This is a genomic window from Streptomyces sp. NBC_00289 (assembly GCF_041435115.1).
Classification (GTDB): domain Bacteria; phylum Actinomycetota; class Actinomycetes; order Streptomycetales; family Streptomycetaceae; genus Streptomyces.
On sequence record NZ_CP108046.1, the window covers coordinates 452,452 to 473,796 of the forward strand.

Below are 21,345 nucleotides of genomic sequence, written 5' to 3' on the forward strand. Positions count from 1 at the left end.
TTCACAATAACACCATCCCTTGACTTTGCATTTTTGTTGATTGGAGTGAATGTACTCATTTGCCAGAATGGGGATGCCACTTGACGTCATGAACCGTACATCGACTTAAAGTTAACCCCGAGGCCATTGCGACGACTTGAGTAATTGCAACTCAATCCGACCAACTCCCTTACATGGAGGGCAACCTGAGTGACCATCATGAGGATCTGTCAACGATGATCGGAGAAAACGCGGTTGACGGTGTTGTGTCCAGACTCTCCTTGTTTAAGGCAAGTGTGACGTCCCGTCAGTTTGCCTTTGTACTGAGCTTGTTCAGCGTGGCCACTGAGCTTCTTCAGCGTTGCTTCTCCAGGGTGAGGACGGCCTTGGCGATTGACGTGAGTGTGTTGGGACTGACGCGGGCTTTGCGGAAGATCCGCCAGGCTTTGAGTCGTGCGAAGGCCCGTTCGACGGGCGAGCGGAGTCGGGCGTGTGCCCGGTTGACGGCCTTCTCTTTGACGGTGAGCTCACGGTTTCGGTGTCTTTTGACGGGTGTGGCGAACGTTCCGCCGGCACCCTGGTACGCCTTGTCCGCGAGGGCGGGGATCTTCAGTCGCTCACAGATGGGGCGATGTTGTGGGTGCGGGCGGCTGTGATGTCCGCGGTCCGTCCGGGCAGGGCCGGCGAGTACCAGACGAGCTCACCGGCCGGGCCGGTGACCGTCTGGATGTTCACGCCGTGCTTGCCGTGCTTGCCTGAATAGTCGTCCTGGCTGTTGCCCACGCGGTCGCATTCGGCGAGCGTGCCGTCGACGAGGATGTACTCAGGGCGGGCTTGCCGCAGCGCGTGAGTGAGAGAGGGCGCGCGGGCGGCCAGGTGGGTGATCACGCTGTGTACATGTGCGTGGGCGGTGCTCTCGCTGATCCGGAAGCCGGCGGCGATCTGGGCGAGGGTGTCGTGCTTGCGTAGGTACACGAGCGTGATGAGGGCCCGCTGAGAGGCCGGCAGTTTGCACCGGCGGTCACCCTCGCGGGTGATGATCAGCATCGTGACCCACTCCACGAGGGCATGCGGAAGGTCGAGTGCGGCAGGATAGGTAACCAACAAGGCTCCCTGACAAATGAGTTGAGACGTGAGTGGGGCGTTCTGCGAGTCGTCGTGGCCGGTTGTCGGGTTTGGCGGGTTGCGGTTGAGCGGTCCTGCGGTGTTCTGGAAACGTGGCCGAGCGGCAGCCGTACCCGAGTGATCTGTCGGACGAGGCGTGGGAGCTGATCCGGCCGGTCATCACGTCCTGGAAGGGGCAGCACCGCTCGGTCAGCGGCCACGAAGGCCAGTACGGGATGGAGTGGGCCATCGCCTGCTCGCGGGTCGGTGAGGTGCTGGCCCCGGCGGGCGAGAGCGGGCAGGACCGCGCCCGGGTCGAGGGGACCGCGTCGGCCGCCGGGGAGCAGACCGGAAAGAGGTCGCAGGTGCCGGATGCGGCGAATATGAAGCCGCTGGTGCCGGTGTGGCGTGAGGGGCTGGCCTGGTCGGTGCTGTCGGTGGACTACCAGCGCATCCTGCAGGTGCTCGCGGACCGCCACCGGCTCCATCAAGGGCCGCTGACCTGCCAGGAGAGGGCCGCGGCGTTCGGCATGGAAGCAGTTGACCGCGTGCGCTGTGGTCGGCTTCGACGAGACCGGCACCCGCATCGCCGGACGCACCTGCTGGGTGCACACCGCCTGCACCCGCTCGCTGACGCTCTACCTGGTGCACACCCGGCGCGGGGTGGATGCGTTCGAGGCGATGGACGTGCTGCCCGACTTCACCGGGCTCGCGGTCCATGACGGCTGGAAGCCTTACAAGACCGACGCCGGCGCCGTCCATGCCCTGCAACGCGCACCACCTGCGCGAACTCGCGGCCGCGGTGGAGAACGCGACCGAGGACTCGCCGCAGGAGTGGGCCCAAGACCTCGCCGGGCTGCTGGTGGAGGTCTGGGACCAGATCAAGGACATCCGGGCCACCCACGAGCAGGCCTGCGGCTTCACCGTGAAACACTGGAGCGCATCACGGCCCGCGAGGAGATCATCGCCGCCGGACGGACCCTGCACCCGCCGCGCGCACCCGGCCAGCCCCGCCGGAAGCGGTCGAAGCCGGCGAACCTGCTCGACCGGTTGGACGCCGAACGCGACCAGGTGCTGCGGTTCGCCTTCGACTGGCGGGTGCCGTTCGACAGCAACACCAGCGAGCAGGCCATCCGGATAAACAAGGTGCAGCAGAAGATCACCGGCGGCTGGCGCACGATGCCCGGCGCCGAACGCTTCTTACGCGGCTACCTGTCCACCGCCACGAAACAGGGCAAGAACCTGCTCGACGCCATCATTCGGCTCTTCGACGACCGAGGCGCCTGGATCCCCACCCCGACCTGACCACCAAACCAGTCACACCCGGGAAAGACCTCACACTCAAACAGAAGTGCGTCAACCGGGCTCACTCGCGAGTCCGTTGGTCTGTTGAACGGACCATCGCGGAGATCAAGACCTGGCGCATCCTCCGCAAAGCGCGCTGCCACCCCACCGCAATCACGTCAATCACCAAAGCCATCCTCACCCTGGAGACTCATCGCTGAACAAGCTCACTGAGCTTCAAAGCGTGGTGTCGGCACGGGCTGACGGCTCATGATCCCTGCGGTATGCCGACCTGCATGAGGTATGTGCAAGGGGGCGGGCTGACCGGCGAGCGGCAGGCGTTCCGCGAGAAGTTGAGGTTGGAAACGGCCGTGCGGTTCGCCCAGGGCGACGAGAACGTGGTCATCAGGTACGACCTGCGGGTGAGCGTCCGGTCGGTTCAGCGCTGGCGCAGGGTGGTCCCAGGACGGGCCGAGAGCCCTGGCCTCCAGAGGGCCGGCGTCGTTGCCGCGGCTCAGTGACGAGTTGTTCGCCGTGCTGGAACGGGAGCTGGCCAAGGTCCGGTGGCACACGGCTGGCCGGACCAGACCTGGACCCTGTCACGGATCAGGACCCTCATCGGGCGCCGGTTCCATAAGAGCTACACCGTGCAGGGTGTAGCCGCGCTGCTCAAGCGGCACGGCTGGAGCTGCCAGGTCCCCGCCCGGCGGGCGATCGAGAGGGACGAAGAGGTCGTCGAACCGGGCCGCGTACTCCTCCAACGGACCCGGCGCGGGCGGACACGGGCGGCGAGCAGCCATCTTCAGCCCCCAACAAGGCAGTTGACTCCTACCACCGGCCTATGACCAACCCAACCCGTCGTCAATCCCCACCACCGGCCGGATTTAACGAACTACCGTTACTGACTTCGGCTCGTTAGGGTGAATCTTCGCGAAGTCCCTGAGGGGCCTGTGGTGGTGGCTGTATTCCGTGGTGTGTGAGGTATGCGGATGGGGGCGGGCTGACCTCTGCGGGGCGCCGGCGCCGGGAAACGATACGGATGCGGGCAGCCGAGTTGTTCGAGCAGAAGATCAAGCCGCCGGAGGTTGCAAGGCGCCTGCGGGTGAGCCTGAAATCGGCTTACCGATGGCACCAGTTGTGGCGGGACGGAGGTCGTGAGGCTCTGACCTCGCGTGGCCCGAGCGGGTCGCGATGCCGTTTGTCACCGCGCTGCCTGGAGAAGCTCGCCGGGTATCTCGAGCAGGGACCAGCCGCGCATGGATGGGTGGAGGACCAGGTGTGGACCGCTGCTCGGGTGGCCACGCTGATCGGCAGGAAGTTCCACCTCTCCTACAGCGTCTCGGGAGCCACCAGGCTGATGCACCGGCTCGGCTTCAGCCCACAGGTCCCCGCGCGGCGGATTGCCGAACGCGACGAGCAGGCCGTCACCGCGTGGAAGGAGACGACCTGGGCGGAGATAAAAGAGCCCGGGCGGCCTGCGGAGGCTACATCTGCTTCGAGGACGAAGCGGGTTTCACCCGCCGACCGCCCAAAGGGCGAACCTGGGGCCGGCGCGGCCGCACCCCGGTCGTGACGGTCAGCGGCCGCCGCTCGGGGCGCCTGTCGGTGGCCGGGCTGATCGCCATGCGGCCAGGCTCACGAACCCGGCTGTGCCACCGCCTGCGCACCCACCCCGCAGGCAAGGGCAAGCGCCGCAGCATGGGCGAGCGCGACTTCATCGCGCTGATCGACGGCGTCCACCACCTCCTCAAGGCGCCGATCGTGCTGGTGTGGGACCGGCTCAACACCCACGTCTCCCACGCCATGCGTGAACTGATCGCCGAACGTGAATGGCTCAAGGTGTTCCTGCTCCCCGCCTACTCACCCGACCTCAACCCCGTCGAGTGGGTATGGGCGCACGTCAAACGGAGCCTGGCCAACCTCGCCGTCGTCGCCCTCGACCGGCTCCAAACCCTCGTTCGCAACCGGCTCAAACGCCTCCAGTACCGGCCCGACACCCTCGACGGCTTCATAGCCGGCACCGGCCTGACCCTCGACAATCCAGCGTCACCCTGACAAGCCGAAGTCAGTAACGCCCACGGCACCACGTCGTAAGGCCTTCGAGCGCGAGAACGACGGGCCGCGATCCAGAACACTGCCGTCACTCAATTGCCAATGCCCGGCCTTGACCAGGCAGTATGGGCGTTTCGCCGCGTTTGGGTAGTGGTTGCTCACCCCTCCCACCGCCCTGCGGGTGTGTCCTTAAAAACAGGTCCACCAGATCTCCGTCCACCCGGATCAGGCAGTGATTACCGATGACTCCCCCCACCACCACACCTCCCCGACAGTCGCAACGCGCAGCATCCGACCAGCCGCGCCTCTTCGACCTGCCGCTGGAGCACGGGCCGACCGCTCCGGCCGCAGCACGTCACCAAGCCCGCCCGGTCCTGGCCTCCTGGGGCCTCACCCAGACACAGGTCTACGACACGCTGCTGGTGATCTCCGAGCTGGTCACCAACGCCATCACCCACGCGGCACCCCCGTCACCCTGCACCTGCAGGCCGCCACAGCACGCGGCCAGCTACACGTCCGCGTCAGCGACGGCGGCCCCCAGCCCACCCCCGCCACCTGGGCAGCCTCCCGGCCCGGAGACGAACACAGCCGCGGCACCACCATCATCAACGCCCTCACCCACCAGACCGGCGCCCACACAGACCCCGACCCCCGCAGGCCTCATCAACCACTGGGCAAACCTGACCGCCGCCTAAAACCATCAGGACACAGCAAAGACCATCCCACAGCACACAGGCCTGTCGGCCAGGTGGCACGCAGGTGGGCCAGCGCACCAACACGACCTGCTCCACATCCACACCCAGCGCCGCATCACCGGTGAACTCGACATCGCCACTACCCCCTCCTCGACGACGCAGTCACCGCCTGCATAACCCACCCCACCCGCCACCTCTGCGCCGACCTCAGCAGCCTCATCTTCTGCGACACCACCGGCCTCCAGGCCCTGCCCTGCACCGCATGACAGTGACCATCAACACCACCCAAGCCCAGGGCCCCGGCGTGTGCCTGGATCGTCCGGTTTGGTTATGTGATGCCGTAGAGGGCGAGGACGCGGGGGCGCTCGGTGTGGGCTCGTCGTCCGGCGGCGGTGTTGACGTAGCCGGCGAGCTTGAGCGCGCTGCGGATCAGGTCGCGGAGGGTAGCGAGTACGGCGGGCGCGTTGCGGGTTCTGACCTGGGACTTGTCCTCGTTGAAAGTGACATCTCGACACCAGTGGACGGTATTTTCCACGGTCCAGTGCCCGCGAGCCCAGGACGCGATCTCGGCTGCGTTCGCTTCCTCGGCGGGCAGGTCGGTGATGGCGTAGACGGTCTCGCTGGACCATTTTTTCGCCCCGTAGAGACGGCGTCGGCGCTGGATCCGCAGGACCTGGGCCGCGTGCGGGAAGAGCAGGCCCTCGACGGTGACGACCTGCACGAGCCGCTGCTCGTGACGGCCGTGGCCCCGGGCGTCGTCGCGGTGGATCACAGGGATCTCCTTCCAGGGCAGGGCGTGGAGTTGACGGGCCTGGCCGCGCTGGTTGTTCTTGATGGTCAGCAGGTAGTGAGCGCCGCGTTCGCGCAGGTAGATGGCGTGGTCGCGTTGGGCGTGGAGGGCATCGGCGGTAACGACCACCCCCGTGAGATCCGCGTCGTCGATCTGGTCGAGGAGAGGTGCGAACTCGGGGATTTCGTTGGTCTTCGCGCCGATCTCGCGGGAGGCGAGAGTGACACCGTCGCCGTGACGGACGGCGGACAGGACGAAGACGCGGCTGCCGTCCGGGCGCCTCGCGCCGCGCAGGCACTTGCCGTCCACCGCGATCGCCCGCCGCCGGAGCCGTACCGGCTCGGCGCGGGCGGCCGCCCGGTGAGCCCGGCGCTGTTCACGTTCGGTGCCACCGTCGGGCATCACCGGCTCCGGCCGGCGGGGCTGTGCGGACAGCAGAGGCCGAAGGTAGTCGTAACCGGCCGCGCCGATCTCACCGGGATCGAGTCGCCCCAGGACGCTGCGCAGGGTTTTCTCGCTCGGCACCCGGTAGCGGCCAAGGAGTGGGTGGTAGGGCAGGCCGAAGGCGGCCAGTTCCTCCGGCGCCGCACGTCGGCACCACTCCGCCGCCGCGGTGATCGAGTCGTGGCCGGACGGGGTCATCGCGCAGACCACCAGGGCCAGCAGCGAGGAGAGCCGGTACCGCACTCCGCAAGCCCCTCTCGGATCGGTGACCGACTCGAACTCGGCGACCAGGCAGCGCACTTGCTCCTTGGCGGCACCCTCGCCGAGGGCTTCCAGGCAGGGCGCACAAGGCACGGGGACAGCGACAAGGGATGATGGAGAAACGAACACGGCACCTTCGTGGATCTTGCAGCGTAGAGAACTACATGATCCACAGGTGCCGTGTTCACCTGCTTCCGGGGCCCACCACCGAGATCAACACCCCAGACCGGGACGATCCAGGCACTCGCCGGGGCCCTGGGAGAGTGCTCCTTTCCGTACAGCCAACAAGACCCTGAGCAAGTCCCCATCGTTGCAGTTCAGGAGCACTCTCCGCTTATTTGGTCAAGGCATGGACGGGCACGCTCGTGAAAGCGCGAGGCTAGAGACCTGAAAGATCATCAGAAGTCGCGCTGGTTTGCCACCTCACCCCGAACGGGCAACCAGTCAAACTGGGCGTGTCGCGTGAAGCAGGAACAACGCCGGGGCCGTGGCACGCAGGACGTATGGGTGTCTGATCAGTATGGGCCGTTGACGTTGTCGATCGAGCCGTACTTGTCGGCAGCGTAGTTGCAGGCTGCCGTGATGTTGGCGACTGGGTCGTAGGGGTCCATCGACGTGCCGGCCACGTGGTAAACCTGGAACGTGGGGTCGATTACCTGGAGGAGGCCCTTAGAGGGGGTGCCCGCGGCCGCGTTGGAGTCCCAATTGTTGATGGCGAGCGGATTGCCGGAAGACTCGCGCATCACGTTGCGGTAGATGCCGTCGTAGCTGCCCGGAATACCGGCCTTGGCCATGATGGCCAAGGACTGCTTGATCCAACCGTCGAGCTCGTTGGCGTAGGTAGTGGAGGTTGAAGCGGCAGGTGTTTCCAGAACTGACTCTATCGCCGCAGGTTCCAGCGTTTTGGTTCCCACGGTCAATGTCAAGCCCGCTCTGATGAGGGCGGGGTTGTCACCAATGACCGCACGGTTCGCCCAGTACAGCTTCTTCCAGCCTCCGCTCGACGGGAATTTCTGCGCGACTTTGCGCAGGGTGTCGCCCGCAACCGTCTTGTAAGTGATGAGCTGGACGTTGGGGACTACGGCGGCACTGATGAGTTCGAGAGCCCGCGCCGGGGTCGCCGCGTGGGCGCTGGTCGCACTCACGAGCGGGAAGGCAAGTGCGATGCAGCCCGTGCCAGCGGTGACCATGCCCCGGGTGATGAGGCCGGTCTTCGTGCGGCGATGCTTACCTCGTGCGGTCATGGCGAATGTCCTCTCTGGCGCCCGCGAGGCGAGCTGTCGGGTTCCGGCGGGAAATGCCCGGTCGCGTTCTGGGCGGGGTTCACCCCTAGCCGGTCTGGTGTCCGGATCGGCGGCTTGCCTGCAAGTCCCTCTCACCCCTGCCATGCGCGGGTGGGTGGGGGTAGCCGGGCGGTGGCAGGATTCAGCGATCTCCCCAGGATCGACGAAAAGGTATGTGAAAGCACATGTCCGGAACAAGGCATAATGCCGCCACTAAGATCACTTTGTTGCATTGGGGGCAAGGCAGTGAGTCTCAATCGTCCAGAATCGAGTCATCAACTCGCCTGCCGAGAACGGATGATGGAGGGAGACTTGCCGCGTAACCATCCGACCCTTACGTGACTCACTTCACGCGGCCAAGGAGCCTCAGGCCTTGTCACCGCAGGCAGGCCGCGCAGAATCCCGATGAACCCCTCGAGCGGAGGTCAATGCGGACTGTGCCGGCGAGCGCCCTGTCCTCTACTGACTTCGGCGTAATAGGTTCACTTTGGTCTGTCGAGTGCGAGGCCTGTCCCCGGCGAGGAATCCGTCGAGAATGTTGTGCCTGTACTGCAGCGCCTTGAGCCGCCTGCATGGTAGAGAGGGCCAGTCCGCCGAGTAGCCGAGGGGATTTTCACCCCTCGGCCCTCACAGATCCGTACGTGACGATCTCTCGTCATACGGCTCTTGTCGTTCTGGTCACCAGACGCGGGGGGCATGGGTGGTCCAGGCCCAGTGGGCGAAGAACCGGGGTCGCCGTGCGACGGCCTGGTTCCACGCCGTTTGGGCTTTCTTCCTGCCCCGCAGCCGTTTGAACTTCTTGCGCATCCACCGCATCAGGTAGGCGTTGACGCGTTCCAGGAGGGGATGGAGGGCCGACTGGTAGAAGGCTCCGTAGTACGTCATCCACCCGCGAATGATCGGGTTGATGAACCGTGCGAGGTCTGCTTCGGTCAGGCTGGTGCGGTGGTGCAGCCGCCAGGACCGCACTTCGGAACTGATCCTGCGCAGGGCTTCCCCGCTGATGGCGGGGAGGAACGACCGGAACATCTGGCCGTCCTTGCGTACCGCGGAGCGGGTGCGGAAGGTGAATCCCAGGAAGGTGAACTCGGTGTGCTCGTACGAGGCACGCCGGTTGGCATCCTGGCAGTACACGATCCGCGTCTTCTCCGGGTGCAGTTCAAGCCCTGCCTCGGCCATCCGCTTCTCGATCGCCTTGAGCACGAAGCGTGCCTGGCGTTCGCTGACGCAGTGGACCACCGCGTCGTCCACGTACCGTTCGAACCCGATGGCGGGGAAGTTCCGCGCCATCCAGGCGTCGAAGGCGTAGTGGAGGAAGAGGTTGGCGAGGACCGGCGAGACCGAGGAGCCCTGGGGCGTCCCCCGGTCCCGCTCGCGCCGTGTCCCGTCGGGCAGTTGCAGCGGTGCGGCGAGCCAGCGTCGCACGTACAGCAGGACCCAGGACTGGGACGGATTGGACGGATCAGTGTGGGCGGCGACCGCCTTGAGTACCAGGTCCCACGGAACGCTGTCGAAGAATGCGCGGATATCCAGGTCGATGACCCAGTCCGCCTTCCAGCAGCGCTCCCGGCACCGGCCCACAGCATCAATCGCCGACCGCCCAGGACGGTAACCGTAGGAGTCGGGATGAAAGACCGGCTCGGCCTTGGCCTCCAGCACCCCGGCAACCACCGTCTGGGCTATACGATCCCCGATCGTGGGCACGCCCAATATCCGGACGCCCTCTTTCTTGGGGATCTCCACCGCACGCACCGGAGGCGGAAAATAGGTGCCGGAGGAAAGATGATTCCAGATCTTGTATAGATTGTTCTTCAGATCCTTCTCGAATTCTTCCATCGACACCGCATCCACGCCCGCTGCGCCCTTGTTCGACCTGACTTTCTCGTACGCCTCCCAGACGGACTGCTTGGAAATATTGAACGGCTTGCCTGACGCTTTCACCTCGTTCACACGACTCCTCCCGGGTAACGTCCGGTTGATCGAATAAACACAGTCACGAACGACCCGGCCCCTTCGCTCCGCCCCCGTTACAGGGGTTTCATCACTACTACGAGCCGGTCCGCCGGCGTACTTGGCGTCGGTACTCAGTCCCTCACGGCTTCGGACCGCCCGGGACGCTCCCTCTCTCCCCGCTCACCAGCGGAGACGTATCCAAGCCCGCCTTCTCCTGTTCCGTACGAAGGCCGCAGACCGGGCTCGCGTCGCCTGCATGCCGGACACCGCCTGGCCAATAAACGGGCACCCGCCAGACTCATCCCGGGACTGCCTTGACACCCCGGTTCTGATGTCGACTCTACTTTTCGACACGTCAGCAGCGATTCGCTTGCGCTCGCCTTCCCGATCCCCACCTGACGTCTCAATGGACGCCTTTTCCTCATCGTTCACCACGGCAGTCTTCAGCTAGCGCAGCATGAGGTGGTTTAAATTCTCCCCCCGCAGGGTGAATTTGAAGGGCCATACCTTCATCCTCCGTACAACATCGCTACAAGAAGAGTTCCTACATGCTTCTTCCTTTCACGTTCAGGACACAACAAGGCCGGGTAGTTAGGGCTTGCAGATCAGTGAGCTTCTTCAGCGTTGACGCTCCAGAGTGAGGACGGCTTTGGCATTGACGTCATGCGGTTGGGACTGCATCGGGATCTGCGGAAGATCCGCCAGGACTTCAGGCGGGCGACGCCGCGCTCGACCGGTGCCCATGCCGCGGCCAGGGCCCGGTTGACGGTCTTCTCGATGGGGGTGAGTTCCTGTAGTGGTCTGCGTTTGATGCCGGTGGTCAGCCAGGGGCGGCTGCCCTGATGGGCGAAGTCGGCCAGGATGGGATGCCCTGGCGTGAGTCCGGCCCGGCAGTGCGGGTGAGCGCCACCGCAGCCGGCCGTCCGGGTCGGTAACCACCTGCACGTTCACTCCGTGCCGCGGTGCTTGGCCGAGTGGTCGGCCCGGGTGTCGCCGACCCGGTCGCACTCGGCGCGCGTGCCTTCCAGGACTCTGTTGCTCAATTTTCGGGGTCTGGTTCCGGTGAGTGGGTGATGATCTCTCGTGCGGTCGCTTTCCTTGTCGTGCGGTAGCGGGGGTGATGCGGGTGTCGTTGCAGGCGAAGGGGTTGCCGTCGGTTTCGAAGCGGACGGTGAAGGTGACTCGTGCCGCTTTCCCGAAGGGGAGTCTGCCGATCCGGGTGCGGGATCGGCTTGGGGAGGTCTTCAGGGACGATCCGTTCGCGGACGCGTTCGGTGTCCGTGGGGCGCCGGGGTTGTCTCCAGGGGTGTTACTGACTTCGGCGCATCAGGGTGACGCTGGGTCGTCGAAGGTCAGGCCGGTGCCTGCTATGAAGCCGTCAAGAGTGTCGGGCCGGTACTGGAGGCGTTTGAGCCGGTTGCGTACGAGGACTTCGAGCCGGTCGAGGGCGACCACGGCGAGGTTGGCCAGGCTGCGCTTGACATGTGCCCATACCCACTCGACGGGGTTGAGGTCGGGCGAGTAGGCGGGCAGCAGGAATACCGTCAGCCATTCACGCTCGGCGATCAACTCACGTATGGCGTGGGAGACGTGGGTGTTCAGCCGGTCCCAGACCAGCACGATCGGGGCCTTGACGAGGTGGTGGACTCCGTCGATCAGCGCGATGAAGTCCCGTTCGCCTATGCTGCGGCGTTTGCCTTTGCCCGCGGGATGGGTGCGCAGGCGGTGACACAGCCGGGTGCGGGAGCCGGGCCGCATCGCGATGAGTCCGGCCACCGACAGGCGGCCCGAGCGTCGCCCGCTCACCGTGACCTGCGGGGTGCGGCCGCGCCGGCCCCAGGTGCGTCCTTTGGGCGGTCGTCGCGTGAAGCCCGCCTCGTCCTCGAAGCAGACGTAGCCCCCGCACGCCGCCCGGACTCTTTTACCTCGGCCCAGGTCGCCTCCTTCCACACGGTCACGGCCTGCTCATCGCGCTCGGCCACCCGCCGCGCGGGTACTTGAGGACTGAAGCCGAGCCGGTGCATCAGCCTCGTGGCACCCGAGACGCTGTAGGAGACGTGGAACTTCCTGCCGATCAGCGTGGCCACCCGGGCAGCCGTCCACACCTGGTCCTCCACCCAGCCATGCGCGGCAGGCCCCTCATCGAGAAACGCAGCCAGCTTTTCCAGACAGCCCGGGGACAGACGGCATCGCGATCCACTCGAGCCACGAGAGACCAGAGCCTGCACGCCACCGTCCCGCCACATCTGCTGCCACTGGTAGGCCGACTTCGGGCTCACCCTCAGGCGCCGTGCGACTTCCGGCGGCTTGATGTCCTGCTCGAACAGCTCCGCCGCCTGCATCCGTACCGTCTCCCGGCGCTGACGTCCCACAGGGGTCAGGCCGCCCCCATCCGCATACCTCATACACCACGGAATACAGACAACACTCCAGACCCATCAGAGACGTCGAAGAAGATCACCCTAACGAGCCGAAGTCAGTAATTCGTGCGGCTGAGGGTGCTGGTGGGAGTGGGTGGGCAGGTTCCTCCTGTGCCGGGAGGGTCCGGCCGGGGAGGGGCTCGTTTTGTCGATGTCGCCGCGGTCGTGGCCGGAACCGTCGCCGGAGATCGCTGCGGCGGTGCGGAAGATATACGCGCGTAAGGAGCCGCCGCTCGCGGTGGCGATCCGGGACCAGTTGCCCGAGGTGTTCCCGGACACGGAGTTCTCCGGTGCGTTCGGTGCACGGGGCCGACCGGCACTCTCGCCGGGCCTGCTGGCGCTGGTCACGGTGCTGCAGATGGTGGAGAACCTCACCGACCGGCAGGCCGCCGATGCCGCCCGCAAGGACCTCACCTGGAAATACGCGCTCGGGCTCGGCCTGGCGGACGAGGGGTTCGACGCGTCGGTGTTGTCGGAGTTCCGCACCCGGGTGGTCGAGCACGGCCTGGAGGAGCGGGCCTTGGACCTGCTGCTGGCCGCGTTGAAGGAGAAGGGCCTGGTCAAGCCGGGCGGGAAGCAGCGGACAGACTCCACTCACGTGATCAGCGCGGTGCGGGACATGAACCGCCTGGAGTTGGCCGGTGAGTGTGCGGGCCGTGCTGGAGGCGCTTGCGGCCGCGGCACCGGGCTGGCTCGCCACGGTCGTGGACGTCGAACCATGGTCCAGGCGTTATGCGGCCCGGGTCGGTTCCTGGCGGCTGCCCGTCACCGCGTCCAAGCGCGCCGACCTGGCCGTCGCGTTCGGAACGGATGCGGTCACACTGCTGGAAGCGGTCTACCGCGCCGACGTGCCGGGATGGCTGCGCGAGCTGCCCGCGGTGCAGGTCTTGCGGACCGTACTGGTGCAGAACTACCAGGTCACCGACACCCCCAGAGGACGGGAGGTGCGGCGGCGGGCGGGGGACGAGGACGGTCTCCCGCCGGCCAGAGTCCGTCTCGGCTCTCCGTACGACACCGACGCCCGCTGGGCGGCCAAGGGCGAGGACTTGTTCTGGCTGGGATACAAGATCCACCTGTCCGAGACCTGTGACGACGATGATGGCGACAACCGCGCCCCGAACCTGGTCACGAACGTGGCCACGACCGATGCCACCGTGCCGGACGCGTCGATGACCGAGCCGATCCACCAGACCCTGGCCGGCCGGAAACTGGCTCCGGGCGAGCACTACGTCGACTCCGGCTATCCCTCCGCGGCGCTTGTCGCCTCCTCGCTCAAGGACTTCGGCACCGTGCTGATCAGCCCGCTGTTGGGCGACTGCTCGCCCCAGGCCAGAGCCGGTGCCGGCTACGACCGGGCCGCGTTCGCCATCGACTTCGAACAGCAGAACGCCGTCTGCCCGCAGGGCCGCACCAGCTCGTCCTGGAGCCCCTGCACCCAGCGCGGCACCGACGCCGTGGTCATCAAGTTCGCCAAGACCACCTGCCAGCCGTGCCCGGCCCGGGGCCGGTGCACCACCTCGAAGGCCGGATACCGGCAGCTCACCGTCCTGCCCCGCCAACTCCACGAGCTCCAGCACACCGCCCGCCTCGCCCAGGCCACCCGTGACTGGCAGCACGAATACCGACGACGAGCAGGCGTCGAGGGCACCATCCGCCAGGCCGTCGCGGTCACCGGCACCCGCCGTGCCCGCTACCGCGGCCTGGCCCGGACGCACCTCGAGCACGTCTACTCGGCCGTCGCTCTCAACCTCATCCGACTCCACGCCTGGTGGAACGGCCACCCCATGGACCGGACCAGGACCAGCCACCTCGCCCGCCTCGAACTCGCCCTCGCGGCTTGACCCCGAATTAACCATCAGGGTCGAAGTTGGACATCTTGCGTTTGACCACGCGCGGGTTGGAGCGTCTGCGGCGGGTGGGTAACAGGCGCGCGGTGATCTCGCGGAGTTCGTCGGTGAGGGCGGCGGTCAGACGGTCAGGGGGAAAAGGCCGCCTGCGCGGTGACCTGGCGTCGTGCGAGGCGGATGCTCCGGGTGAAGGAGAGCCTGTCGGGGTCGAGGCCGGCCTGCTCGGCGGCGTCGTGCATCAGGGTGCGGATGGCGTGGTGGACCAGCAGGTGTGCCCAGACCTCCTGCTCGACGCCTTCGGGTGAGCGGGAGCGCAGGACCTGGGCAGGTCCGCGTTGATGGGTCTTCAGCTCGTCCAGCGTGTTCTCGAACTCCCACCGCTGGTGGTAGAGGGCGGCCAGCTCGGTGGCCGGGGCGGCATCGGGATCGAGGACCGTGGTGATCAGCCGGTAAGGGGCGTCCTGCCCGGGATCGTCCAGGGTGTACTCGATCACCCGCACCATTTCCGGGTCGGCACGCTTGCGGTGGTCTCTGGCCGCGACGATCTCTGACAAGTACGAGCCGTCGGGCAGCTCTTCGCGGACCGGCAGCACCTGGTGGGAACGGATGCGCCACAGCAGGTCCGCACCGCCGGCCGAGGCCGCCCGCCACAGCTCCAGGCCGGTGAAGCCGCGGTCGGCCAGCAGCAGATCGTCCTCGCCCAGGTGACCGAACAGCTCGCGGGCCAGCACGAGTTCGGACGTGGTGCATGGGCCGAGAGCCGCCGTGGTGATGGCATGGGTGCCGCACTCGGCCAGCGCGACCACCCGCACCTGCGGATACGCACACCGCTGGGTGCGGTGGGTCTTCGGGCGCCCGAAGTGCGCCACGTTCTCCTGGCTGTCCGGAACGTCGAAGACTGTGCCGTCGATGGCCATCAGCCGCCACCGGCCGTAGAAGGCACCCGGTGTCGATTCCGTGGCCAACGGCCGGGCCACCGAGGCGAACAGGGCCTTCAGCGGTTCTGGACCGAGTTTCGCGCGCGCTCTCGAGATCGCCCCCGTGGTCGGTACCTGCCACGACCCCGACCAGCGCTTCGCCCAGGTCAGCCCATGCGTCAGCAGCCGAGCGACCTCTTCGTAGCCCTGGCCGGAGAACAAGCACATCGCCAGCACGAAGTAGACCACCACGCGCGGCGGCAGCAGCCGGTTACGCTGCCCGGACCTCCCGCACTGGGCCACCACCCGATCCACCAGCTCCGGCGGGAACGACCGCGTCAACAGCCCGACCGCGATGCGATCCGACAACCGCTCGTCCGTCTCCGGCTTCACCTGACCCGGCCGTGGCATCCCGGCACCTCCCCGCCACGCACCCTACCAGCCACCACCCTAAGTGGTCTGAGTCGTAAGTCCTTCGGGGGTTGACTTCGGAGCTGGTTGTGGGTGTGCGCGGTCAGGTGTCGAGGGCGGTGAGGTGGAGGTGGCAGGCGGTGTCGAGGGCGTCCTCGGGGGTGCCGCTTGCGCTGCCGGTGGGCAGGAGGGCGTCCTGGTAGCGGTCGCTGGCCGGGTCGTGCGGGGCGAAGCCCCAGCGGCTCGCGGTGCCGTGGTAGCGCAGGCGCATCAGCTTGATGCACTCGCCGTCGGCCAGTTCGCCTTCCACGTAGGCGAACTGGCCCCGGTGGCGGACGTGGAGGCCGGCCAGCTGCGGCCAGGCGGCCTGGGCGCGCATATTCAGGTACAGCTCAAGCTGGAGCCGGGTATGTTCCGAGGGCGTTGGCACAGCGGACATCCTGCCGCAGGGCCGGGGACCGGGATGCGGCAGGATGCGGCCTGTCCTGATCCACTTCTCGTGATCGGCATGTCTGCCTTGCCCGTTGCCTCCGCCTGCCCGATCACTCTGACCGCCTCCGAGCGCAAGCGGCTCAAGACCATGGCCTACGGTCACAAAACCGAGCACCGGCACCGCCAGCGCGCCCAGGTCGTCCTGCACGCGGCCCGGAACCGCTCCAACGCCCGCATCGCCCGGGAGACCAGGCTGCACCTGGACACCGTCCGCACCTGGCGCGGCCGATTTGCCGGGCACCGGCTGCCCGCCCTGTCCGACCGCAAGCGCTCCGGCCGTCCGGCCTCCTTCACGCCGCTGCAGGCCGCCCAGGTCAAGGCCCTGGCCTGTCAGCTGCCCGCCGAGAGCGGGATGCCGCTGTCGCGCTGGTCGGCCCCGGAGCTGGCCCGCGAGGTCGTCGCCCGCGCCATCGCCGGCGCGATCTCCGCCTCCACCGTGCGGCGTTGGCTCAAGCAGGACGCGCTCAAGCCCTGGCAGTACCAGTCCTGGATCTTCATCACCGACCCCGCCTTCCGCTCCAGGGCCGAGCGCGTGCTCGACCTCTATGCCCGCATCTGGAACGGCGAAGCGCTCGGCGCGGACGAGTACGTGATCAGTGCGGATGAGAAGACCTCCGTCCAGGCCCGCTGCCGCTGCCACCCCACCCTGGCCCCTGGGCAGGCCAGGGCGATGCGGGTGAACCACACCTACGGACGCGGTGGAGCGCTGGCCTACCTGGCCGCCTACGACGTCCACCACGCGAAGATCTTCGGCCGCTGCGAGCCGAGAACCGGCATCGCCCCGTTCATGGCCCTGGTCGACCAGGTCATGACCCAAGAGCCCTACGCCAGCGCGAAACGCGTGTTCTGGGTCGTGGACAACGGCTCCTCCCACCGCGGCAAGAAGGCCGCCGGCCGGCTCACCGCCGCCCACCCGAACGCGGTCCTCGTCCACACCCCGGTCCACGCCTCCTGGTTAAACCAGGTGGAGATCTACTTCTCCGTCGTGCAGCGCAAGGTCGTCTCGCCCAACGACTTCACCGACCTCAACGAGGTCGAGAACCGGCTCCGAGCCTTCGAAGACCGCTACAACGCCACGGCACAGCCGTTCCAATGGAGGTGCACCACCTCCGACCTGGACGATCTGCTGGCCAGGCTCGACCGGCACACCGCCGATCACCCAGAAGAATCCTCCGCGACGCCGGAAACATGATCAACCCCCGAAGGACTTACGACTCAGACCACTAAGTCACTGGTATTGTGATTAGCCTCGATCTTTCGTGAGGGTCCGCCGACGGAATCGGTGGGCCCTTCCCTTTCCGGAGCGGGCTGGCGGGCCGGTGGCCCGGCTGTCGCGTCGAGTGGGCGCCGGGTTCCACTGCCCGGGGCGGGTGATGCTGTCGCAGGGACGGTGGGTTGCTGGTCAGCCGGGGTCGGGCAGGAGCGCGAGTCGTTCGAGGGCGGCGGTGATCTCGTCGGTCCAGGGCCAGTGCCGGGCGAGGCGGAGAATCCTGCGCCGACCGGTTGTGATGAGCTGGCCGGCCGCGGAGAACAGGCGAAAGCGCAAGCGACGCGGTTCCCAGAGCCTCGCCCGGTCGGTCAGCGCGAGCATGGGCATCCATGCCAGCAGGTCGAGCGCGATCTGGACGATCTCCATCCAGACCCGGTTCTGGGCGGTGCCGTGCAGGGGCAGGTTGCGCAGGCCGGTGGCCCGGGCGGCCCGGATCCGGTCCTCAGCCCGTGCCCGGAGCCGGTGACGCAGCTCGAGGGCGGCGATCGGCCGGCCGGTGGTGTTGGTCGCGAAGCATGTGATCCGCATGCCGTCCGCGTCCGTGATCCTCAACTGGGCGCCAGGATGAGGCCGTTCCTTGCGGACGATGAGCCGCATGCCCTTGGGCCAGCCGTTAAGGAGCTTGCCGGTGAGCTCGGCGACCCAGGCCCCGTCCCGCGCCTCACCGTCGGTCTCGATGGCGGGGTCCAGGCCGAGGCGGGGACCTTCAGCACGTGTTCGTGGATGGCTTCGCTGACCGTCATGCCGACCGAGTAGGACAGCCATCGGCCCCGCTTCGCGAGCCAGGACACGAAGTCGTGGGTGCCGCCGGCGGAGTCCGTGCGGATCAGCGTCTGCCGTCCTCGTCGGTATCGCTTGGGCAGTTGGGCCAGGGCGAGTTGGGCGGTGGTGATGTGGTCGGCAGCGGTGTTGGAGCCCGCGTTTCCCGGTCTGAGGAGGGTGGCGACCGGCTCTCCGGTTCCGCCCGGTCCCTGGTCGACGAAGGCCGTCAGCGGGTGATGGCCGTAGGTCTTCTTCCACGTTGGCGCCGCGTCCTGCTTGTCGGAGTGGGCGATCACGAGGACGCCGTCGAGGTCGACGGTGACCTGACCGTCGGCGTCCGGGGCGTTCTCGCCGGCCAACGACCAGGCACGATGGCGGACTTCGGAGCGTGCGGACCGGATGGCCTGCAGGGCTTTCTCGCCGGACGCGGCGAGGGTGTCGATCAGGCGGGAGACGGTCGGATCGGAGGCGACCGGGCCGAAGATGGCCGGCTCACACCGCAGCATCGCGACGTCCGCGAGGCAGTCCCCGCCCAGTGCGACCGCCAGGGCAACGTCCAGGAGGATCTTGCCGGGATCGTGGACGGCCCGCGGTTTGCGCCACGGAGCCAGAGCTGCGGATATCGCCTGGTCAAGGCCCGTCTTGCGGACCGTCTCCAGCAGCAGGACCGCACCGGCCTGCGAGACCACCTGCCGACCGTCTCCCCGGACACGGACATGTGGGTACGACGAGATAGGCTCTCTCACCTGGAAAGTGCTCTTTCCCTTGCAGCCAACAGGACCCTCAGCAAGTCCTATCGTTGCAGGTCAAGGGCACTTTCCGTGTTTCTGATCAACGCTTGGACAGCCCACCTCGTGAAAGCGCGAGGTTAAGCTGCTTGCTTTTTTCCGCCGGTTCCGACCGTGTCCGTTTTGACCTGCTTGCCGACGGGGTGCTGGTGTGCACGACGCTGGTTGGGACCGGCGCCTTTTCGCCTTTGCGCGCAATCCGGCCGTGCAGGCCGCGTTCATCGAGCAGGGTGCGGGTCTTGTCGGAGTCGTAGCCGGCGTCCAGGTGGATGGTGATGTCATCGGGCAGCGGTCCGAGGTCGTCCAGGCGGTCCAGGGTCGGGGCGAGCAGCGGGGAGTCATGCCGGTTGGCTCCGGCCAGGACGCGGCCCAGCGGAATGCCGTAACCATCCGTCATGCCCGAGCGTTTCAGGTCTTGTTTGCCGCGGTCCACGGGGGAACGCCCGGCGACCTCGCCGCCGCCGGGGGCCTTGGTTATCGAGCCGTCGACGGCGATCTGGTCCAGGACGAGGCCCACGATCCGGTCGTAAGGGCTCAGTGTGATTTAACGTCTGCGGGTTCGGGAGTGTCGGCGGGTGGGCTGATGGTGTAGTTCCACTGGCCGTGGGTTTCGTGACGGGTCAGCGGGAGGGCCTTCATGGCCTTGTCGCTGATCTTGATGCCTGTGGGGTAGACACCGGTGTCCAGGGCCGCGGACACGGTCAGGCCGGTCTCGGTCGTCGTCGCACCGATCAGGGAAACGGCGGCCTCGTGGCTGGTCAGTGGTGTCCCGCGCCAGTTCATGGTGATTGCGGAGAACAGCCGGTGCTCTATGCGATTCCACTTCGAAGTACCCGGCGGCAGGTGCAGCACGGTGATCGACAGGCCGGTCTCGGCGGCGAGGGCAGCCAGCCCGGTCTTCCAGGCCCGTAGTCGGCTGCCGTTGGATCCGCCGCTGTCCGCGGTGATCGTCAGTGTCGTGGCCTGCGGATATGCGGCCCGGCCGACGTTGTTCCACCAGGTCCGCAGGGTGTTCACGGCGAACGCGGCGGTGTCGTGATCCATGCCGACGCTGACCCAGCCGGCGTTGGCGCCGATGTCGTAGACGCCGTAGGGGATGGCTTTGCCGGCCGGTCCGGGGAAGTCGTGGACGTTGACCTTCACCGGGTCCCCAGGCGGTCGCCATTCCTTGCCGACGTTCTTGAAGTTCCCGATCAGTTCCTTTTTCTTGCAGTCCACGGACACGACGGGCTGTCCGGCAGCGAGGGCCGCCCTGACCTGATCGTTGAGGTAGCGGAACTGGGCGTCGCGGTCGGGGTGCTGCTTGCCCTCGACGGTTTTGGCGTTGCCCTGCAAGGAGTAGCCGGCCTCGTGCAGCAGTCGGGCCACGACGTTCTCGGTGCACCGGTGTCCCCGATTGACCAGCTCGGCAACCAGGTGCGACAGCGATTTCGTGGTCCAGCGCAGCGGGTTCATCGGATCACCACGAGTCTCCGGCTCGACCAGGGCATCCAGGTCCACGGCCAGTTGCGGGTCCAGGACCTCGGCCCGTCTGCGGCCGCCTCCCGGCCCCGGGACCGCCCGACCGCCAGCGGCTGCGGATCGTCCAGTTCCCCGCGGCCCCGTCGGATCGTGTCCTGGGACACCCCGGTCGCCTCACAGACGATCCGTGCACCGCCGCCACCCAGCTCACGAGCCTCGTTGCCGAGCCACAACCGTCGCTGCCGCTCGGTCAGGTGATCCCGGATCGCCTCGTAGCGCCGGGCCAGGGACTCCATATCGATCGGCATAGCAGGAAACGTACGCGCCGCGCGACTGATTCATAACTTGTTTCGCTACGAGCCCTAAGACTCCAGCGCGATCTGCTTGAACCTGGCGAAGACGCCGAGCCGGATCCACTCGTTGCGGCGGTTGCGGATCGTTGTGGCCGAGCACGTCGTGTCGGCGATCGCCTGGTAGGAGCAGCCGAAGCGCAGCAGCTGCAGCATCCTGTCGAAGATGATCCTGTCGCTGATGCGCCGGCGGTGGCAGCCCAGCGGATGGTCCGGGTGGTATTCCGGTCGTTCGGGCAGCAAGGCAGCGAATTGGCCCCAGAGCGGTTCGGTCAGCCATGATGGCAGCGCAGGCACAGGTCTACCCAGTGATCACAGAGCGTCGTAACTCCATGATCGCCAGGACCTGTGCCTGTCTCACTGCCGGGGTACCCGCACCACGCCTATCTGCCCGACCTCTAACTTCGAAGACCCGGCTTTCTTGTTCCGCATCCGGGCTCTGGCCATCTCCGCGAGGACGTTCGGGTTGCGCTGGCCGGCGATCAGGGCGTCCATCATGGCGCGGCCGGAGACGCCGAAGATGTCGGTGGCCACGGTGGAGAGTTTGATCTGGGCGTCTTCGAGGAGCTTCTCCACGCGCTGCTTGTGCCGGGTGCGTTCCTCGGTGAGCACGGTGCGGGTGCGGGTGAGGTCCCGGAGCTGCCGGATCGGTTTCGGGGGCACGAACGAGGGCCGGAGCATGCCGCGTTCGGTGAGCTTGGCCAGCCAGATCGCGTCCAGCTTGTCGGTCTTGGGCCGGCCCGGGACGTTCTTCACGTCGCGGGCGTTGACCTGCATCAACG

General features: G+C 66.9%; 13 protein-coding genes and 11 pseudogenes. 10 read left to right on the forward strand and 14 right to left on the reverse strand.

The genetic code is table 11. The annotated features are described in order from the left end of the window. Positions 1-334: 334 nt before the first annotated feature. Positions 335-1,083, reverse strand: a pseudogene (locus OG985_RS02405) (transposase family protein). Positions 1,084-1,196: 113 nt separating this feature from the next. On the opposite strand from OG985_RS02405, the pseudogene OG985_RS02410 reads away from it, so the two are divergent. The 7 genes and pseudogenes from OG985_RS02410 to OG985_RS02440 form a co-directional block, all read left to right on the forward strand. Continuing rightward, positions 1,197-1,322 (forward strand): annotated as a pseudogene (locus tag OG985_RS02410) (IS5/IS1182 family transposase); the annotation flags it as partial. A 301-nt stretch (positions 1,323-1,623) separates the two neighbouring features. After that, complete coding sequence (locus OG985_RS02415; RefSeq protein ID WP_371666633.1) at positions 1,624-2,388, forward strand: transposase; 765 nt, start codon at positions 1,624-1,626, stop codon at positions 2,386-2,388. Next, a complete protein-coding gene (locus OG985_RS02420) occupies positions 2,385-2,588 on the forward strand; it encodes a transposase family protein (RefSeq protein ID WP_371674230.1) in 204 nt (67 codons plus the stop codon). Before OG985_RS02415 ends, OG985_RS02420 begins: the two co-directional genes overlap by 4 nt. 75 nt (positions 2,589-2,663) lie before the next feature. Beyond that, a pseudogene (locus OG985_RS02425) lies at positions 2,664-3,212 on the forward strand (winged helix-turn-helix domain-containing protein). 188 nt (positions 3,213-3,400) lie between these two features. Continuing rightward, positions 3,401-3,940 carry a winged helix-turn-helix domain-containing protein gene (locus OG985_RS02430; protein ID WP_371674231.1) on the forward strand — a complete coding sequence of 180 codons (540 nt, stop codon included), beginning with the start codon at positions 3,401-3,403 and terminating at the stop codon, positions 3,938-3,940. Further along, positions 3,856-4,422, forward strand: coding sequence for a transposase (locus OG985_RS02435; protein WP_371674232.1), 567 nt, complete (start codon positions 3,856-3,858; stop codon positions 4,420-4,422). Before OG985_RS02430 ends, OG985_RS02435 begins: the two co-directional genes overlap by 85 nt. Before the next feature lie 239 nt (positions 4,423-4,661). Next, entirely contained in the window at positions 4,662-5,114 is a 453-nt protein-coding gene (locus tag OG985_RS02440) for an ATP-binding protein (protein ID WP_371666634.1), read from the forward strand. Between the two features lie 328 nt (positions 5,115-5,442). Here OG985_RS02440 and OG985_RS02445 read toward each other — a convergent pair whose 3' ends face one another. The 6 genes and pseudogenes from OG985_RS02445 to OG985_RS02470 form a co-directional block, all read right to left on the reverse strand. Next, complete coding sequence (locus OG985_RS02445) at positions 5,443-6,738, reverse strand: ISAs1 family transposase (RefSeq protein WP_371666527.1); 1,296 nt, start codon at positions 6,736-6,738, stop codon at positions 5,443-5,445. 386 nt (positions 6,739-7,124) lie between these two features. Beyond that, positions 7,125-7,853, reverse strand: coding sequence for a transglycosylase SLT domain-containing protein (locus OG985_RS02450; RefSeq protein ID WP_371666635.1), 729 nt, complete (start codon positions 7,851-7,853; stop codon positions 7,125-7,127). A 717-nt stretch (positions 7,854-8,570) separates the two neighbouring features. Next, positions 8,571-9,842 (reverse strand): group II intron reverse transcriptase/maturase, encoded by a 1,272-nt coding sequence (ltrA, locus tag OG985_RS02455; protein ID WP_371666636.1) that lies wholly within the window; start codon positions 9,840-9,842, stop codon positions 8,571-8,573. 621 nt (positions 9,843-10,463) lie between these two features. Further along, a pseudogene (locus OG985_RS02460) lies at positions 10,464-10,876 on the reverse strand (transposase family protein); the annotation flags it as partial. Between the two features lie 295 nt (positions 10,877-11,171). After that, positions 11,172-11,795 (reverse strand): transposase, encoded by a 624-nt coding sequence (locus OG985_RS02465; protein ID WP_371666576.1) that lies wholly within the window; start codon positions 11,793-11,795, stop codon positions 11,172-11,174. Beyond that, positions 11,795-12,250 (reverse strand): annotated as a pseudogene (locus OG985_RS02470) (transposase); the annotation flags it as partial. The gene OG985_RS02465 and the pseudogene OG985_RS02470, both read right to left, overlap by 1 nt. 373 nt (positions 12,251-12,623) lie before the next feature. Here OG985_RS02470 and OG985_RS02475 point away from each other — a divergent pair. Continuing rightward, positions 12,624-12,716, forward strand: a pseudogene (locus tag OG985_RS02475) (transposase); the annotation flags it as partial. Positions 12,717-12,906: 190 nt separating this feature from the next. Beyond that, on the forward strand, positions 12,907-14,106 hold the full coding sequence (locus OG985_RS02480) for a transposase (protein ID WP_371666637.1): 1,200 nt from the start codon (positions 12,907-12,909) through the stop codon (positions 14,104-14,106). A 134-nt stretch (positions 14,107-14,240) separates the two neighbouring features. Here the strand turns inward: OG985_RS02480 and OG985_RS02485 are convergent, their stop codons facing one another. Together OG985_RS02485 and OG985_RS02490 are read right to left on the reverse strand one after the other, a co-directional pair. Next, positions 14,241-15,440, reverse strand: coding sequence for an IS4 family transposase (locus OG985_RS02485; RefSeq protein WP_371666638.1), 1,200 nt, complete (start codon positions 15,438-15,440; stop codon positions 14,241-14,243). A 103-nt stretch (positions 15,441-15,543) separates the two neighbouring features. Further along, positions 15,544-15,870: a hypothetical protein gene (locus tag OG985_RS02490; protein ID WP_371666639.1), complete on the reverse strand. Its 327-nt coding sequence runs from the start codon at positions 15,868-15,870 to the stop codon at positions 15,544-15,546. Positions 15,871-15,948: 78 nt separating this feature from the next. On the opposite strand from OG985_RS02490, the gene OG985_RS02495 reads away from it, so the two are divergent. Further along, positions 15,949-17,124 (forward strand): IS630 family transposase, encoded by a 1,176-nt coding sequence (locus tag OG985_RS02495; RefSeq protein ID WP_371666640.1) that lies wholly within the window; start codon positions 15,949-15,951, stop codon positions 17,122-17,124. A gap of 210 nt (positions 17,125-17,334) precedes the next feature. Here the strand turns inward: OG985_RS02495 and OG985_RS02500 are convergent. The 5 pseudogenes from OG985_RS02500 to OG985_RS02520 form a co-directional block, all read right to left on the reverse strand. Further along, a pseudogene (locus OG985_RS02500) lies at positions 17,335-18,710 on the reverse strand (IS1380 family transposase). Between the two features lie 85 nt (positions 18,711-18,795). After that, positions 18,796-19,296: pseudogene (locus tag OG985_RS02505) on the reverse strand (transposase); the annotation flags it as partial. A 32-nt stretch (positions 19,297-19,328) separates the two neighbouring features. Then, positions 19,329-20,521: pseudogene (locus OG985_RS02510) on the reverse strand (ISAzo13 family transposase); the annotation flags it as partial. A 57-nt stretch (positions 20,522-20,578) separates the two neighbouring features. Continuing rightward, positions 20,579-20,860: pseudogene (locus OG985_RS02515) on the reverse strand (transposase); the annotation flags it as partial. Between the two features lie 123 nt (positions 20,861-20,983). Next, positions 20,984-21,343: pseudogene (locus OG985_RS02520) on the reverse strand (transposase); the annotation flags it as partial. Between the last annotated feature and the right edge of the window lie 2 nt (positions 21,344-21,345).

Coding starts and splice junctions, on each gene's coding strand:
- OG985_RS02440 (WP_371666634.1), top strand. CDS start 4,662: ATGACTCCCCCCACCACCACACCTCCCCGACAGTCGCAACGCGCAGCA.
- OG985_RS02450 (WP_371666635.1), bottom strand. CDS start 7,853: ATGACCGCACGAGGTAAGCATCGCCGCACGAAGACCGGCCTCATCACC.
- OG985_RS02485 (WP_371666638.1), bottom strand. CDS start 15,440: ATGCCACGGCCGGGTCAGGTGAAGCCGGAGACGGACGAGCGGTTGTCG.
- OG985_RS02495 (WP_371666640.1), top strand. CDS start 15,949: ATGTCTGCCTTGCCCGTTGCCTCCGCCTGCCCGATCACTCTGACCGCC.